Here is a 15528-nt window from a genome sequence, read left to right as displayed (position 1 = left end):
GCCTTAACACAAAACCTACGACTTTGCTGGAAAGTCATTCTTACGCCAATTTATTTGCGCCTGCGATAATTTGGGTACGTCCAGAACTGGCTGATACATCGCTGCTCAGGCGCTATATCGCGAAATATCCGGATCGTGGTGGGTTCGCGGCCTCCGCCGACTAGAGCGGCACAACGTGACAGCTGATTGCACATCTGACATGCGGAGTGCTCTCAGTAAAGATCAAGACGCCGATCCGCGAACAGGTCGACGTACTCCGAGACCTTCTTGTCCCGACTGCGCGCCAGATCGATGTCGGCAATCGCCGTGCCCACTCCCGGCCCGGCCTCGGCCACCACCCATCCATCGGCATTGACGATCGCCGTCCCCGAGGTCCACGGTTGGCCACGCTCGACGCCGGTGCGGTCACAAGCGGCGACGGCCACCCGATTGGTGCGCGCGGTCGACATCGCCGTGATCACCTCCCCTGGATGCTCCCCGTCAGGACGAGCAAACAAAGGCCAGTTCACCGGCGCGACGATCAACTCCGCCCCGGCGACCGCGACGAAGCGGGTCAGCTCAGCGAACTCCAGGTCGTAGCAGAGCATCACCGCGATCATGCCGTGGCGTGTCTGGAGCACTTCCGGTAGCCGGCAGCCGGCTGTGAAGATCAGCTTCTCCCGATCCCACAGATGGGTTTTGCGATACACGGCCAGCAGGCCACCGGAGTCGAGGACCGCGGCGCTGTTGTAGAGAACGCCATCCGGGCCGAGTTCGCAGAAGCCGAGAATCGCGATCGAATCAGCAACGGCCCCAGACCATAACGAGAATTCAGGGCTTTCAGGCTTCAACGCCACCGAGCGGGCTTCGTCGGCATCGGCGAGCATGTAGCCGGAGGTCGCCAATTCGGGCAGGGCGATGACATCAGCTCCTGCGGCCACCGCTTCGGTGATCGCCGAGGCGATGAGATCGGTGTTCGAAGCCAGGTCGCCGATGGCGGGATCAATTTGGCAGCAGGCGATGCGCGTCATTCGAGCAGGCTAACCGCGGTGGCGGCGATAGTCTTTGCCCGTGGTCAAGGTGCGTCCGGTATGCGTCCCCGACGTGGCGCTCGACGGCCACATGTGGTCACCGAGCCGGCACCGCGACGACCGCGTCGGCCGTCGCCTCAAGGTGCTCACCATCGCCGGTTGGATCGCGGCCGCAGTCTCGATCGGTTTCGGAGTGTTCCAGTTGGTGATGGGCGGGGCGCTGTGGTGGCTCGGTGCCGTCAACCTCGTCTGCGGGCTGATCTTCCTGGCCATTCCGCGCCTGTGCCGATTCGGTGAACTGGTCGCGCCGTTGACCTTCGTCACCTTCGCCTACCTGTCGGTCGGGTTCATCTGCTTCACCATCGGCACCGGATCAGGCCTGCAGTTCTACTTCCTCGTCGCGGCATCACTGGTGGTCCTGACGCTAGGCATCGAACGAATCCTGTTGGCCTCGGCGATCGTTGCCGTCGGCGTGATGATCACGATCGCTCTGGAATTGACGGTGCCCTACGACAGAGGGCTCGGACCGCCCTGGACCCTCACCGCCGGATTCGTCAGTGCCACCATCTCGTCTGCGGTGATGATCACTGCCACGATCTGGTACACGCTGCGCGAGATCGAGCGCGCGGAGGCGGCGATGGAAGCCGAGTACGAACGTTCCGAACAGTTGCTGGCCAACATCCTGCCGGCGACGATCGCCCATCGCCTCAAGGATCCGTCGCGCACCGTCATCGCCGACAAGTACGACGACGCGTCAATCCTGTTCGCCGACATCGCCGGATACACCAAACGCGCCAGCGATACCGCTCCGGCGGAGTTGGTCCGGTTCCTCGACCGCCTCTACACCGACCTCGACGCACTGGTCGATCGCCACGGTTTGGAGAAGGTGAAGACCAGCGGCGATTCCTACATGGTCGTCAGCGGGGTACCGACCCCGCGTGACGACCACGTGGAGGCACTGGCGGCGCTCGCCCTCGACATGGCCGAGGCCGTTGCCGACCTCAAAGACGCCGAGGGCCGCGACGTCCCGTTGCGCATCGGCATGGCGACCGGGCCGGTGGTTGCCGGTGTCGTCGGTGCGAAGAAATTCTTCTACGACGTCTGGGGTGACGCCGTCAACGTCGCATCTCGCATGGAGACGACCGACGTCGAGGGCCGAATCCAGGTGCCCCACAACGTCTATGAGCGGTTGAACCACTCATTCGTGCTCGAGGAGCGTGGCGACGTCGACATCAAGGGCAAAGGCGTCATGCACACCTGGTACCTGATCGGCCACCGGGCCGACGTGGGTGTCACACCTTCCGGTTCTCCGACTTGATCAGCCAGGCCAGCTTCTCCAAGCCATCGATCAGTTGGTGCAGGATGTCGGCGGTGCTCGGATCTTCGTCATCAACCGCGTCGTGCACCGCCCGCAGCGTGTCCACTACCGCGTAGATACGAGCCGTGATCAGATCGACGACGTCGGCGGTGGCGTGCTCGTAGGCGGGAAACTCCGGCAGCGAGGTGTTCCCGGCGACGGTGTCGGATCTACCGTCCGGCACCGCGTCGAGCGCGCGCATGCGCTCGGCAATGGTGTCACTCGCTTCGCGGGCGAAATCGACGACCTCGTCGAGTTGCAGGTGAAGATCGCGGAAGTTGGTGCCGACGACGTTCCAGTGTGCCTGCTTGCCCTGCAGATGCAGTTCGATCAGGTCCACCAGAACCCGCTGTAGAGCCGCACTGAGCTGCGGTGACGCCTGGAAGCCGGAGATCTCGGCGGCTGTCTTGCGTGCGTTCGTTGCTGTACCCATGTGTTGTCCAACGCCTCCTTATTTGGAATGAGTCCAGATTACTCTATGGTCGTCGTCACATCCTGCTTGTCCTGCCTTTCCAGCAGTCGGGCGTATCCCGCGCCCATTCCCAGCAGGATCAACCCCACGACGATGAACACCACCACCCGGAAGATGCCGTCCAGCGTGCCGAGGTCGAACAGGAACAGCTTGGCCATCGCCGCACCGACCAGGCCGAGTCCACCTCCGATCGGCACGGACCGGTCGGCGCGGGGAAGCCGTGCGGCGTAGCCGAACACCGCGGCCGCCATGACGATCCAGCAGATGGTAGCGGCCATGTGTCCGGCGTAGAAGCCCCTCTCACCGCCGATCAGTGTGCCCGCCGTGACGGTGAGTGACGTGACCGCATACACGATCACCGCCGCTGCGCCGACCCACAGCACCCGCTCCGAACTCCCCCACGACCACACGATCGTCACCGCGGATGCCGCCAGGAGGATGCTGGACACCAACGTGGAAACTCCCGAACCGGTGCCGATCTGGGTGGGTTCGAACAGGGTGACGAGAGGCGAGTAGCTCAGGTGGACGCCGGCGCCGATGATCGCAAACCCGATCGCCGCCCATCGGGCGACGTCATCGCGGCGCCCGGCCACCGCGACCACCACAGCCAGGGCCAGCAGCACAGGGCCCGCAATCCTGCCGTCGAACGCCACCGTCACCGCGATCAGTGCGGATACCGCCGACAGCGCTGCGAACACCTGGTGCACCACACCGGGAACGCCCGAAAAGCGTTCACCGACAAGCACGATCGCCAGAAGCGCCGCGGACAGTGCGGCGGCCATCAGGGCTGCTATCACGTGGTCCACTGCCAGTGCCGCGGACATCACCGGAAGCAGACCGACGCCGGTCAACAGTGCCATCGCGACCCGGTTGGTAGTGCGCGGCAGCAGAATCAGCGCAGACGCGAGCGCCATGAGCGCGGCGATGCCGCACGCCCCCGCGAGCCAGAGGTCCTCCCGGGAGTCGACATACCGGGCGACCAGTGCCACCAGCAACGGGAGGACCGCCGCCGAAATACGTGCGGCGTGCAGCCAGATCCAGTCCTTGCCGAGCTGCACCGGCACCGACACTGCAGACAGTGCCAGCATGAAACCGACCAGCAGCAAGGTGATCCCGTCGGTGACGACCGGCGCCAACCCGATGAGCGGCACCAGAACCAGCAGCCCGAGATGTTCCGAATCCCACCGGCGGGCCAACGTCAACCCGCCGCCGGCGATCGCCGCGGCGAGCACCAGACCCACCGGCGCGGACACCCACTCGTAGATCGTGGTCACAGCGACGACGTCCATGTAGGCAGCGGCGATGCCTGTGGCGGCCAACGCGATAGCTCCGACCCGTCCGCCGGGTCGCGCGTTGAGCCACCATGCGGTCCCTACCAACGCCGCGGCCAGCACAGCACCGGCAGCCACCCGGAACTCAGGTCGCAGAATACCGGCCTGCGCAGCGAGCACCAGCAACAGCACGACACCGATCAACGTCACGGCGACGCCGGCGACGGCGAGTAGCTTTCCGATCCAGCCCTCCGAGCGCTCACGCTTCGGCGGCGCCACCACAGGCTGGAGAGGCGGGCGGAATGGCGGGGGCGGGGGCGGATAGTAGGCCTGCGGGGGCTGCGGGTAAGGCGGCCAGTAGCCCGGCTGCGGTGGTGCCGGCACGTGCGGGCGTCCGGCGAGGATCCGGTCGAGTTCGGCCAGGTCGGTCGACACCCGGGCGAGCTGATGGGAGATCGCGGCGAAATCCGCGGAGAGCCGGGAGACGACGGCGGTGTGCGGTTCGGTCATGCCGCTATCGTCGCAGCGAAAGCCCGGACCGCGGATGAGTACAACTACTCGTCGAGGCCGTGTTCGATGGCGTAGCGAGCCAGTTCCACCCGATTCCCGATCTGCAGCTTGCGAAACGTCGCCTGCACATGGTTCTCCACCGTGCGGTGGCTCAGCGACAGACGCGTCGCGATCTGCTTGGCAGTCAGTCCCTTGGCGACATGCCGCAGCACCTCGGTCTCGCGCTCGGTCAGGCTGGGACCGGCCGATCCGGCGGAGTCCCGGGCGATCCGGCGGTACTCACCCAGCACCAGACCGGCCAGACCAGGCGTGAACACCGCACGCCCCTGCGCGGTGGCGCGGACCGCGTCGGCGAGCTCCTGTTTGGAGGCGCTCTTGACCAGATAGCCGAGAGCCCCCGCCTTGACCGCCTCGAGGACATCGTCGCGCTCGTCGGATGCGGAGAGCACCAGGATGCGCGAGGCCGGCGACACGGCAAGCACTTCCGCCGTCGCCTGCGCGCCATCGCCGTCGGCCAGCCGCATGTCCATCACCACCACTGCGGGCAGCACGACGGCCGCTCGCCGCTTTGCCGACCCGACACCGTCTGCGGTCGCCACCACGTCGAAGCCGTCGTCGGCCAGATCCCGGGCGACTGCCTCGCGCCAGATGGGATGGTCGTCGACCACCATCACGGTGGTCTGCTGCTCGCTCACCTCGGCGCCCCGCGCGGTACCGTCAACTCCCACTCCGTCCCGGCTCCGGGGCCGGTGCTCAGCTCGGCCCGACCACCCAACCAATTCATCCTTCCCACAATAGATTTTGATATTCCCACGCGTCCCTGACCCACCGCTTCGTCGAGCCGTCCGTCCGCGATCCCGACCCCGTCGTCGCGCACGCTGACGGTCACGCAGTCACCGAGATCCTCGAGCAGGACATACGCGTGGGCGCCGGGCCCGGCGTGCGCCTCGGCATTGTCGAGCGCGTTGCAGACCGCGGCGAAGAGTTCCTCGGCCACCGCCGCGTCGAGCAGAACCGGCTCGGCCGGGAGGCTGACCGATACCCGATCCGAGGCTCGGCGCCGCAGCAGCACCCCGATGTCGGCGCTCGCGCCGTCGGGCGATTTCACGTCGCCCGCACTGACCAGACGTCGCAGCGCGCGTTCCTGTTCGCCCGCCAGTTCGGCCAATCGTGCGGTTTCACCGCCGATTTCGCGTCCCCGCCGCGCCATCAGCGCCAGCACCTGGATCGCACCGTCGTGCACCTGCCGCGACAGCCGTTCCCGCTCCTCGAGCGACGCGGACAATCGGGCCGCCTGTTCCAGGTCGGCGTGCGCGCGCCGTGCCGTCTGGGCGGCCATCCCGACGGCGAGGCCGACGGCCAACTCGATGACGATGGTGGCGTTTCGGCCGAGGTCGATGTGCACGTAGCCCTTCAGTGCAGCGCTGGCCGCCATCACCGCCAGACCCGTGAGCATGCCGCCGATCGGTCCGAACAGGATCGCGGCCGAGATGGTGGCGTTGGTCGCCCAGAGGGTGGTCGGCCAGGACTGGTTGTCGGCAACCCACTGGTCGGAGGCGATGAGCTCGGTCGAGAGCACCAGCGCCAACACGACGACGATCTCGGCGACCACCCACGCGGGCCTGCGACCGAACCCCTGCAGATAGGCCACCGCACACGCCGCGCTCCAGCCGATCAGGACTGCGGACAGCAGCCAACCGGCCACCGGATGCTGCATATCCGGGTTGATCGCGAACTGGAATCCCAGCGCGTAGACGCAACTGAGCAGACGGAACACCTGAGCGGCCCGCCACAACGGTGTGGCCGGGTCGGGTGTTACATCACCTTGGAGAGAAACGCTTGTGTCCGTTCGTGTTGCGGGTTGCTCATCACCTCGACCGGGTCGCCACGCTCGACGACGACGCCGGCATCCATGAACACCACCTCGTCGGCGACCTCGCGCGCGAAGCCCATCTCATGGGTCACCACCACCATCGTCATGCCCTCGGAAGCAAGCTTCTTCATCACGGCGAGCACCTCACCCACCAATTCGGGATCCAGCGCCGAGGTGGGTTCGTCGAACAGCATGAGCTTCGGATCCATCGCCAGAGCGCGCGCGATCGCCACCCGTTGCTGCTGTCCGCCCGACAGCTGCGCCGGATAGGCCCCCGCCTTGTCGGCCATCCCCACCTGGTCCAGCAGGTCCTTGCCCCGCTCGACGGCTTCGCTCTTCTTGACGCCCTTCACGTTCAGCGGGGCCTCGATGATGTTGCCCAGTGCGGTCCGGTGCGGGAACAGATTGAAGTGCTGGAACACCATGCCGACCTCGCGGCGCTGCTTGGCGACATCACGTGGCTTCATCTCGTAGAGTTTGCTGCCGCGCTCGTTGTATCCGACCAGCCTGCCGTCGACGTAAAGCCTTCCCGCCGTGACGGTTTCCAGATGGTTGATGCAACGCAGGAACGTCGACTTGCCGGAGCCGGACGGTCCGACGAGCACCATCACCTCGCCTTCCTGCACCTCCAGCGTGATGCCCTTGAGCACCTTGAGCGCGCCGAAATCCTTGCACACGAGTTCGGCCTTGACCATCGGTCGGACGGCCGTCGTTTCTTCGGTCATTCGTGTGCCTCTCAGCCGGCCGGCGGTTGCTGCGCCAAAGCCAGCGCTTCGAGTTGTTTGGTGGTCAGTTTGCGCGACGCGCCCCGGGAGAAGTAGCGCTCCAGATAGAACTGTCCGACCATCAGGATGCTGGTGATCACCAGGTACCAGGTGGCCGCCACCAACAGCAGCGGGACCGGTTCGAAGGTGCGAGCGGCGATCTCCCGGGTCGCGATGCTGTACAGATCGAACGAGTACGGGACCGCGGTGACCAGCGACGTGGTCTTCAACAGGCTGATGACCTCGTTGCCGGTCGGCGGGATGATCACCCGCATCGCCTGCGGGAGCACCGTGCGCCGCATCGCCATCCCCCACGACATGCCCAGTGCCGTCGAGGCTTCCATCTGCCCTTCCGGAACCGACGTGATGCCGGCACGGATGATCTCGGCCATGTAGGCGGCTTCGTTGAGGGCCAGGCCGATGATCGCCAGCGCAAACGGTATCGACAGCGCCTGCAGGTCGAACTGGAACAGCGACGGCCCGAACGGCACACCCAACCGCAGGTTCTGGTAGATCGTCGGGAACAGTCCCCAGAACGCCAGTTGCACGTACACCGGGGTGCCGCGGAAGATCCACAGGAACACCCACGACACCGCACCCAGCACCGGGTTCGACGACAGGCGCATGATCGTCAGCACGACGCCGAGGACGATGCCGATGACCATCGAATAGACCGTCAACTGCAGCGTGTTGAACACCCCGAGCATGATTCGCTCGTTGAACAGGTACTCCCGGTAGGTCGACCACCCGTAGGCCGGGTTGGTCGCGGCGCCGTACAGGAACAGCCCCACCAGGACGACGATGGCGACCGCCGCCACCCAACGCCAGGGGTGGCGCAACGGGATGGCGTCGATGGCTTGTGGCGGCGTGCCGACATCAGTCATGTGTGTTGCCTCTGCTGAATCAGGAGACGGCGCCGTTGATCACCGGCTTGTCGATCATGCCCTCCTCGAGACCCCAGTTCGCGGCGATCTCCTGGTACTTGCCGGTCTCGATCAGGTGCTCGAGCGCCTGCAGCAGCGACTGGGCCAGCGGTGAGCCCTTCTCCACCGGCCAGCCGTAGGGCGCCGAGTCGAACACCTCGCCGGCCTGCTCGAGCTTGCCGTTGGTCTGCTTGATCGCATACAGCGTGACCGGCGAGTCCGCCGACATGGCGTCGGCCTGTCCGAGCACGACGGCATTGGTGGCCGCATCCTGGCTGTCGAACGGAACGATCTCGATCGCGGGCTGGCCGGCGTCGGTGCACTTCTGACTGCGCGCCGGCAGTTCGTCGGTCTCCTGGACCGTCGTCGCCTGCACCGCGACCTTCTTGCCGCACGCATTCTCCGGGTCTACGTCGCCGCCGGCCGGCTGGGCCCACAGCGTGCCCGCGGAGAAGTAGGTCACGAAGTCGACCTGCTCCTCGCGCTCCTTGCTGTCGGTGAACGACGACATGCCGACGTTGAAGGTTCCGCCCTGGATCGACGGAATGATCTTGGCGAAGTCCGCCTCCCGGTATTCGGGGGTCAGCCCCAGCGTCCCGGCGATGGCGTTCATCAGGTCGACGTCGAACCCGACGATCTTTCCGTCGGGATCCTTGAACTCGTTCGGGGCGTAGGGAATGTTCACGCCGATGATCAACGTCCCTGACGACTTGATGGCCTCTGGCACGGTGTTCGCGATCGCCTCGACCATCTCGGCGGGCGCGGCTTCCGTCGGGGCATCCGGGTCACTCGACTCCGAGCTGCTCGAACAGCCTGAAAGGGCCAGAGCGCCGGTGGCGGCAAACACGGCCGCGATCCGCCAGAGCTTGGTCCGACGGTCTTGGAATCCACCCAACACGTTTGTCTCTACTTTCTGCTTCGGGTCGCCTGGTCCTCCAGGCATCTCCAGCCAAGGACGTTAACGACCGATGACCCGACGTGCAGCGCCGGTAACGGAACATTAACGACCACGTAGAGACATCACAGCCGTACGGCAAAATCAGGCTCGCCGGTGATCTTGTGTGCAACACTTCGCGGATGGAAACCGCCGCTCCCCCAGGCATGTTGCAGCATCTGTGGAAGAACACGCTGTTTTCCGGGGTGCTCGCCGTGATCCTCGGGATCATGGTGCTGGCCTGGCCGGGGATCACCATCCTGGTCGCGGCCCTGTTCTTCGGCGCCTACCTGTTGATCATGGGTATCACGCAGGTCTTCTTCGCATTCAGCTTGCACGTCTCGGCAGGCGGTCGGGTGCTGCTGTTCGTCAGCGGTGCCGCCGCTCTGATCCTGGCCGTTCTGTGCTTCCGCAGCCTGCAGGAGTCGATCCTGCTGCTGGCCATCTGGATCGGTATCGGCTTCATCTTCCGCGGCGTCGCCACCGCGGTCTCGGCGATCAGCGATCCCACCCTCCCCGGCCGCGGCTGGGAGATCTTCATCGGTGTGATCAGCCTGATAGCCGGCGTGGTCCTGCTGGCCTCGCCGTTCGAATCGCTGGCGACCCTGACCATGGTCGTCGGCATCTGGCTCATCGTGATCGGCGTGTTCGAGATCGTGTCGGCCTTCGGTATCCGCAAGGCAAGCAAGAACATCACCGAGTTCAAGGAGAAAGTCTCAACGCCAGTGGCTGAATGAGGCCGAAAGTCCCTAGCGCCTGCGGCCGAAGAAGCTACTACACTGTGTCGTAGTTAGAATCGGGCGAGCTCTGGGAGTCGCGCATGGACGCACTGGATGTGTCGCGGTGGCAGTTCGGGATCACCACCGTCTACCACTTCATCTTCGTGCCACTCACGATCGGCCTGGCTCCGCTGATCGCCATCATGCAGACGGTGTGGGTGGTCACCGACAACCCGGCCTGGTACCGGCTCACCCGGTTCTTCGGCAAACTCTTCCTGATCAACTTCGCCATCGGCGTCGCCACCGGCATCGTGCAGGAGTTCCAGTTCGGCATGAACTGGAGCGAATACTCCCGATTCGTGGGCGACATCTTCGGCGCCCCTCTGGCCTTCGAAGGTCTGATCGCATTCTTCTTCGAGTCCACGTTCATCGGGCTGTGGATCTTCGGATGGAGCCGCCTACCGCGCCTGGTGCATCTGGCGTGCATCTGGATCGTCGCTTTCGGCGTCAACGCCTCGGCGTATTTCATCATCGCCGCGAACTCGTTCATGCAGCATCCCGTCGGAGCCAGGTTCAACCCGGAGTCCGGCCGGGCAGAACTCATCGACTTCGGCGCACTGTTGACCAACAACACCGCGATCTGGGCCTTCCTGCACGCGATCACAGCGTCGCTGCTGACCGCGGGCGCGTTCGTCGCCGGAATCTGCGCGTGGCTGATGGTGCGTTCCCACACGAGGTCAGAGGAGACCGAGGCGCGCACGATGTACCGCCCCGCAACGATTCTCGGGAGCTTCGTCGCGTTGATCGCCGCGGTCGGACTTGTCGCCACCGGCGACGTGCAGGGCAAGCTGATGTTCGTACAGCAGCCGATGAAGATGGCATCCGCGGAATCGTTGTGCCACACAGAAACCGACCCCAACTTCTCGATACTGACCGTCGGAACGCACAACAACTGCGACAGCATCACCCGTGTCATCGAGGTGCCCTACGTGCTGCCGTTCCTCGCCGAGAGCAGGTTCTCGGGGGTGACGCTGCAAGGTGTCGAGGACCTTCAACGGGAGGCCGAAGAGAAGTTCGGTCCCGGGAACTACCGCCCCAACCTCTTCGTCACCTATTGGGCGTTCCGCGTGATGATCGGGCTGCTGCTCGTCCCCGTGGCGTTCGCGATGTTGAGCCTCTGGCTGACCCGCCGGGGTCGGATACCTGACCAGCGCTGGTACGGGCGGTTGGGCATTCTCACCATTCCGACCCCGTTCCTGGCGAGCTCGGCCGGCTGGATATTCACCGAGATGGGCCGCCAGCCCTGGGTGGTGGTACCCAACCCGACCGGCGACCAGATGGTGCGAATGACGGTGCAGGACGGCGTGTCCAACCATTCCGCCGGAACGGTGCTGTTCTCCCTCGGGGTGTTCGCGTTGCTCTACGGCGCCCTCGCGGTGGTGTGGTTCTACCTGATGCGCCGCTATGTGACCGAAGGGCCGCAGGAACACGACTCGGAGCCGGCACCGCCGACACCCCCCGACAAGGACGACGTCGCACCACTGTCGTTCGCCTACTAGGAGATCGCCGTGCCACTGTACGAGCTGTGGTTCTACCTGATCGCCGTGCTGTTCCTCGGCTTCCTGGTGCTCGAGGGATTCGATTTCGGCGTGGGCATGTTGATGGCCCCGCTGGGCGCCAGCGGTGACGGTGATCCCGACGTTCGACGACGCGCGGTGCTCAACACGATCGGACCCGTCTGGGATGCCAACGAGGTGTGGCTCATCACCGCCGGCGCCGCGATGTTCGCAGCCTTCCCGAACTGGTACGCCTCGCTGTTCTCGGCGCTGTACCTGCCGCTGCTGGCGATACTTTTCGGCATGATCCTGCGCATCGTCGGCATCGAGTGGCGCGGCAAGATCAACGATCCCCAGTGGCGACGATGGGCCGATGTCGGCATTGCGCTCGGCTCGTGGCTACCGGCGATCCTGTGGGGCGTGGCGTTCGCGATCCTGTTGCGCGGCCTACCCCTGGACGCGGACGGGAATTCACTGGCAGGCATCGGTGACGTGCTCAGCCCCTACACCCTGCTCGGCGGACTGGCCACTGCCTCGCTGTTCGCGTTCTACGGATCGGTGTTCATCGCACTGAAGACCGCTGGGGTCATTCGCGATGACGCCTTCCGGTTCGGGCGGGCGCTGTCGATCCCGGTGACAGTCCTCGCCGGCGGGTTCGGGCTGTGGACCCAACTCGTCTACGGCAAGCCGTGGACGTGGCTCGCGCTGGGAGTGGCGGTGGTGGGGCTGTTGGCGTCGGTGGCACTGGTGTGGCGGGGCGCCCGCGAAGGCTGGGCTTTTGCGTCGATGGTCCTCGTGATCGCCGCGGTGGCCGTGTTGATCTTCGGCTCGATGTACCCGAACCTGTTGCCGTCGACGCTCAACCCCGAGTGGAACGTCACGATCGAGAACGGTTCGTCCACCCCGTACACGTTGCGGATCATGACGTGGGCGTCGCTCGCCCTGCTCCCGTTGGTCATCGGGTACCAGGCGTGGTCGTACTGGGTGTTCCGCAAGCGGATCAGCGCCGAGGAGATCCCGGAATCCATCGGATTGTCGAGGCGCCGGCCCTGACAGAGAACACGCGCGCCCCGATCGACCCGCGACTGTGGCGGGCATCAGCGGCGATGCGTCGGTTCCTGGTCGCCACCACGGTGTGCGGCGTCCTCACCGCGGCCTGCACCATAACGTCGGCGGTGGTGCTCGCCGCAGTCGTGGCCCGGGTGATCACCGACCCGACGTCACGCGAGTTCGACCAGCATGCCGTGCCGATCACAATCCTGTTGGTGCTGTACACCGTTCGCACGCTGGTGCTCTGGCTGCAGAACAGGCTCGCGCAGCGTGGGGCCAGTTCGGTGATCGCCGACCTCACCGACCGCGTACTGAGCACGGCCACCTCGCTGCCGCCGCGCGAACTCAAACGGCGCCGGGACGACGCCGCCATCGTCGTCACCCGTGGGCTGGACGGCCTGCGTCTGTACTTCACGACGTATGTCCCGTCGTTGTTCCTCGCCGCAATCCTCACCCCGGCAACCGCTGCGGTGATCGCACTGTACGACTGGCCGTCGGCCGTGATCGTGCTGATCGCGCTGCCGTTGATCCCGATCTTCATGGTGCTCATCGGGCTGGCGACCGCCGACCGGTCGGCGGCCGCGCTGGCGGCGATGTCGACACTGCAGTCCCGACTGCTCGATCTGGTCGCCGGACTGCCCACCTTGCGGGCTCTGGGGCGGGCGCAGGGTTCAGCTGTGCGCATCGCTGAACTCAGCGCGGCGCATCGTCGCTCGGCGATGGCCACGATGCGGATCGCGTTCCTGTCCGCACTGGTGCTCGAACTGCTCGCGACACTCGGGGTGGCGCTGGTCGCGGTCAGCGTCGGCATGCGACTGGTGTACGGCGAGATGACGCTGACGGTCGGCCTGACGGCGCTGCTGCTCGCCCCGGAGGTGTTCTGGCCGCTGCGCCGCGTGGGTGCGGCGTTTCACTCGGCGCAGGACGGAAAGACCGCGGTGGAAGCGGCTTTTCAGTTCGTCGACGCGGCGGCGGCCCCACCGTCCGGGACGCGCGAGGTGCGGGCACCGCTGACGGTGGAGATCGACGATCCGGACCTGACCGCCCGACCCGGCCGGGTCACCGTCCTGACGGGTCCGAACGGCATCGGCAAGTCCACGTTGTTGCAGGCCGTCCTCGGCCTGGGGCCGGGGCGAATCATCGTCAACGGTGTCGACGTGGCCGAACTGGACCTGCAGCGGTGGTGGTCACAGGTGGCGTGGCTGGCCCAGCGACCCGTACTCGTCCCCGGCACCGTCCTGGACAACCTCGAGTTGTTCGGCCCGCTGCCGGACCTGACGCAGGCCTGCCGGGATGCGGCCTTCGACGGTGTCATCGCCGAACTGCCCGACGGCCTGGACACCGAGATCGGCCGCGGCGGTGTAGGCCTGTCGCTGGGGCAGCGGCAGCGACTCGGACTCGCCCGGGTCCTCGGCTCGGCCGCACCGCTGCTCCTGCTCGACGAACCCACCGCGCATCTCGACCGCCCGACCGAGGATCGGGTGCTGGGAGCCATCAGCCGCCGCGCCGCCCGGGGCGCCACGGTGCTCATAGTCGGGCACCGTGACCCGGTGCTGGCGATCGGGGACGTCGTCGTAGCGATGGGGGCCGCCCATGTCCCGCAGTGAGTTTCGCGCGTGGACCCTTCTGCGACCGCGGTCATCGCGGGTGGCGCTGGCCGTCGCCTTCGGGGTGGGGTCGTTGGGCAGCGCGCTTGCGCTGGCCGGGGTCTCGGCGTGGCTGATCACCAGGGCCTGGGAGATGCCGCCGGTGCTTCACCTGACGGTCGCCGTGGTATGCGTACGCGCGTTGGGCATCTCCCGCGGTGTGCTGGGATACTGCGAGCGGTTGGCTTCGCACGACACCGCGTTACGCGCGGCGGGGTCTGCCCGCGAGCAGCTCTTCCTCCGCCTGGCCACCGGGCCGGAGGATGCCGTCATGCGACGGCACAGTGGTGATCTGGTGGCGCGCATCGGATCCAATGTCGACGAGTTGGCGGACGTCCTGGTGCGCGCCGTGGTTCCCGCCTGCGTCGCCGCGGTACTCGGTGTCGCAGCGGTCGCGGTGATCGCGGTGATCTCGCCCGCGGCCGCCGCTGTGCTGGCCTGCTGCCTGCTGATCGCGGGGGTGCTGGCCCCAGCAGTGTCGGCGCGGTCCGCCGCGGCCGCAGAACGCATTGCGGTCGAACATCATTCGCACCGGGACACCGCGGCGTTGGTTGCGCTCGAACATGCGCCGGAACTGCGGGTGAGCGGCAAGCTGTCCAGCGTGATCGCCGAAGCCGGTGAGGAACAGCGCCGCTGGGGACACGCCATCGATCGCGCCGCCGCGCCGGCGGCGATGGCGGCGGCGGCGCCCACCGCAGCCATGGCAGTCAGCGTGCTGGGCGCACTGCTCGCGGGCATCACCCTGTCGAACACCGTCGCACCGACCACCCTCGCGATCCTGATGCTGCTGCCGCTCTCGGCTTTCGAGGCCACCGCGGTCATGCCCGCTGCCGCCGTCGCTCTGACACGGGCCCGAATCGCCGCGCACCGCCTGATGGCGCTCACCGACGCCGGCGACGACGACGCCCGCCGTCCCGCCGTTGCGCCGCTGAACCTGCGCCCCGGGGACCGTGTCGCCGTCGTCGGCCCGAGCGGCTGCGGCAAAACCACGCTGCTGATGCACACCCCGGGGGTGTTCTTCGCCGAGGACGCACACCTGTTCTCCACGACGGTGCGCGACAACCTTCTGGTCGCCCGCGGTGATGCCACCGATGACGAACTGCGGCAGGCACTTCTGCGCAGCGGACTCGGTGGCTGGCTGGACGGGTTGCCCGAGGGGTTGTCCACGGTGCTCGTCGGTGGTGCTGCGGCGGTATCCGCAGGACAGCGCAGACGACTGCTGCTGGCCAGGGCACTGGTATCGACGGCGACGACGCTGCTCCTCGATGAGCCGACCGAGCACCTCGACGCCTCCGATGCCGACCAGATGATGATCGATCTGCTGACTCCCGGAGCGATGTTCTCCGCGGAGCGCACGGTGGTGGTGGCCACGCATCACCTGCCCGATGGGCTGCCCGACAAAACTGTCTGTACCACGGTGAACCCGGTTCGCTGCGGGTAATC

General features: G+C 66.3%; 14 protein-coding genes. 6 read left to right on the top strand and 8 right to left on the bottom strand.

Annotated elements, in window-relative coordinates:
• Positions 1-212: 212 nt before the first annotated feature.
• Entirely contained in the window at positions 213-1010 is a 798-nt protein-coding gene (locus tag ABDC78_RS13815) for a nitrilase-related carbon-nitrogen hydrolase (RefSeq protein ID WP_178359260.1), read from the bottom strand.
• Positions 1011-1101: 91 nt separating this feature from the next.
• On the opposite strand from ABDC78_RS13815, the gene ABDC78_RS13810 reads away from it, so the two are divergent.
• Positions 1102-2328 (top strand): adenylate/guanylate cyclase domain-containing protein, encoded by a 1227-nt coding sequence (locus tag ABDC78_RS13810; RefSeq protein WP_178359329.1) that lies wholly within the window; start codon positions 1102-1104, stop codon positions 2326-2328.
• On the opposite strand, the gene ABDC78_RS13805 is transcribed toward ABDC78_RS13810, so the two are convergent.
• From ABDC78_RS13805 to ABDC78_RS13775, 7 genes are read right to left on the bottom strand one after another with little or no spacing between them, the layout of a single operon-like run.
• A complete protein-coding gene (locus tag ABDC78_RS13805) occupies positions 2303-2800 on the bottom strand; it encodes a DNA starvation/stationary phase protection protein (RefSeq protein ID WP_178359259.1) in 498 nt (165 codons plus the stop codon). The genes ABDC78_RS13810 and ABDC78_RS13805 overlap by 26 nt on opposite strands.
• Before the next feature lie 38 nt (positions 2801-2838).
• Positions 2839-4620 (bottom strand): DUF2339 domain-containing protein, encoded by a 1782-nt coding sequence (locus ABDC78_RS13800; protein ID WP_178359258.1) that lies wholly within the window; start codon positions 4618-4620, stop codon positions 2839-2841.
• A 44-nt stretch (positions 4621-4664) separates the two neighbouring features.
• Positions 4665-5291: a response regulator transcription factor gene (locus ABDC78_RS13795; RefSeq protein ID WP_178359328.1), complete on the bottom strand. Its 627-nt coding sequence runs from the start codon at positions 5289-5291 to the stop codon at positions 4665-4667.
• A 20-nt stretch (positions 5292-5311) separates the two neighbouring features.
• A complete protein-coding gene (locus ABDC78_RS13790; protein ID WP_178359257.1) occupies positions 5312-6415 on the bottom strand; it encodes an ATP-binding protein in 1104 nt (367 codons plus the stop codon).
• Positions 6416-6435: 20 nt separating this feature from the next.
• On the bottom strand, positions 6436-7188 hold the full coding sequence (locus tag ABDC78_RS13785) for an amino acid ABC transporter ATP-binding protein (RefSeq protein ID WP_178359327.1): 753 nt from the start codon (positions 7186-7188) through the stop codon (positions 6436-6438).
• 41 nt (positions 7189-7229) lie between these two features.
• Positions 7230-8141: an amino acid ABC transporter permease gene (locus tag ABDC78_RS13780; protein ID WP_178359256.1), complete on the bottom strand. Its 912-nt coding sequence runs from the start codon at positions 8139-8141 to the stop codon at positions 7230-7232.
• A gap of 19 nt (positions 8142-8160) precedes the next feature.
• Entirely contained in the window at positions 8161-9078 is a 918-nt protein-coding gene (locus ABDC78_RS13775; RefSeq protein WP_178359255.1) for an ABC transporter substrate-binding protein, read from the bottom strand.
• Between the two features lie 179 nt (positions 9079-9257).
• Here ABDC78_RS13775 and ABDC78_RS13770 point away from each other — a divergent pair, with 179 nt between their 5' ends.
• From ABDC78_RS13770 to ABDC78_RS13750, 5 genes are all read left to right on the top strand, one after another.
• Positions 9258-9851, top strand: coding sequence for an HdeD family acid-resistance protein (locus ABDC78_RS13770; protein ID WP_178359254.1), 594 nt, complete (start codon positions 9258-9260; stop codon positions 9849-9851).
• 83 nt (positions 9852-9934) lie between these two features.
• Positions 9935-11392, top strand: a complete 1458-nt coding sequence (locus ABDC78_RS13765; protein ID WP_178359253.1) for a cytochrome ubiquinol oxidase subunit I — start codon at positions 9935-9937, stop codon at positions 11390-11392.
• Between the two features lie 9 nt (positions 11393-11401).
• Positions 11402-12442 (top strand): cytochrome d ubiquinol oxidase subunit II, encoded by a 1041-nt coding sequence (cydB, locus tag ABDC78_RS13760; protein ID WP_178359252.1) that lies wholly within the window; start codon positions 11402-11404, stop codon positions 12440-12442.
• A 53-nt stretch (positions 12443-12495) separates the two neighbouring features.
• Positions 12496-14046 carry a thiol reductant ABC exporter subunit CydD gene (gene cydD, locus ABDC78_RS13755; RefSeq protein ID WP_178359251.1) on the top strand — a complete coding sequence of 517 codons (1551 nt, stop codon included), beginning with the start codon at positions 12496-12498 and terminating at the stop codon, positions 14044-14046.
• A complete protein-coding gene (locus ABDC78_RS13750) occupies positions 14033-15526 on the top strand; it encodes an ATP-binding cassette domain-containing protein (protein WP_178359250.1) in 1494 nt (497 codons plus the stop codon). Before cydD ends, ABDC78_RS13750 begins: the two co-directional genes overlap by 14 nt.
• Positions 15527-15528: the final 2 nt, after the last annotated feature.

Origin of the sequence: Mycobacterium sp. DL, from assembly GCF_039729195.1 — a bacterium.
Classification (GTDB): domain Bacteria; phylum Actinomycetota; class Actinomycetes; order Mycobacteriales; family Mycobacteriaceae; genus Mycobacterium; species Mycobacterium hippocampi_A.
Note: the sequence above shows the minus strand (reverse complement) of the source record. Positions and strands in the feature narration are given on the sequence as shown.

What these genes read in the sequence shown, in the direction of transcription:
- ABDC78_RS13815 (WP_178359260.1), bottom strand. Translation starts at nt 1,010, where the DNA reads ATGACGCGCATCGCCTGCTGCCAAATTGATCCCGCCATCGGCGACCTG.
- ABDC78_RS13810 (WP_178359329.1), top strand. Translation starts at nt 1,102, where the DNA reads ATGTGGTCACCGAGCCGGCACCGCGACGACCGCGTCGGCCGTCGCCTC.
- ABDC78_RS13805 (WP_178359259.1), bottom strand. Translation starts at nt 2,800, where the DNA reads ATGGGTACAGCAACGAACGCACGCAAGACAGCCGCCGAGATCTCCGGC.
- ABDC78_RS13800 (WP_178359258.1), bottom strand. Translation starts at nt 4,620, where the DNA reads ATGACCGAACCGCACACCGCCGTCGTCTCCCGGCTCTCCGCGGATTTC.
- ABDC78_RS13795 (WP_178359328.1), bottom strand. Translation starts at nt 5,291, where the DNA reads ATGGTGGTCGACGACCATCCCATCTGGCGCGAGGCAGTCGCCCGGGAT.
- ABDC78_RS13785 (WP_178359327.1), bottom strand. Translation starts at nt 7,188, where the DNA reads ATGGTCAAGGCCGAACTCGTGTGCAAGGATTTCGGCGCGCTCAAGGTG.
- ABDC78_RS13780 (WP_178359256.1), bottom strand. Translation starts at nt 8,141, where the DNA reads ATGACTGATGTCGGCACGCCGCCACAAGCCATCGACGCCATCCCGTTG.
- ABDC78_RS13770 (WP_178359254.1), top strand. Translation starts at nt 9,258, where the DNA reads ATGGAAACCGCCGCTCCCCCAGGCATGTTGCAGCATCTGTGGAAGAAC.
- ABDC78_RS13765 (WP_178359253.1), top strand. Translation starts at nt 9,935, where the DNA reads ATGGACGCACTGGATGTGTCGCGGTGGCAGTTCGGGATCACCACCGTC.
- cydD (WP_178359251.1), top strand. Translation starts at nt 12,496, where the DNA reads ATGCGTCGGTTCCTGGTCGCCACCACGGTGTGCGGCGTCCTCACCGCG.
- ABDC78_RS13750 (WP_178359250.1), top strand. Translation starts at nt 14,033, where the DNA reads ATGTCCCGCAGTGAGTTTCGCGCGTGGACCCTTCTGCGACCGCGGTCA.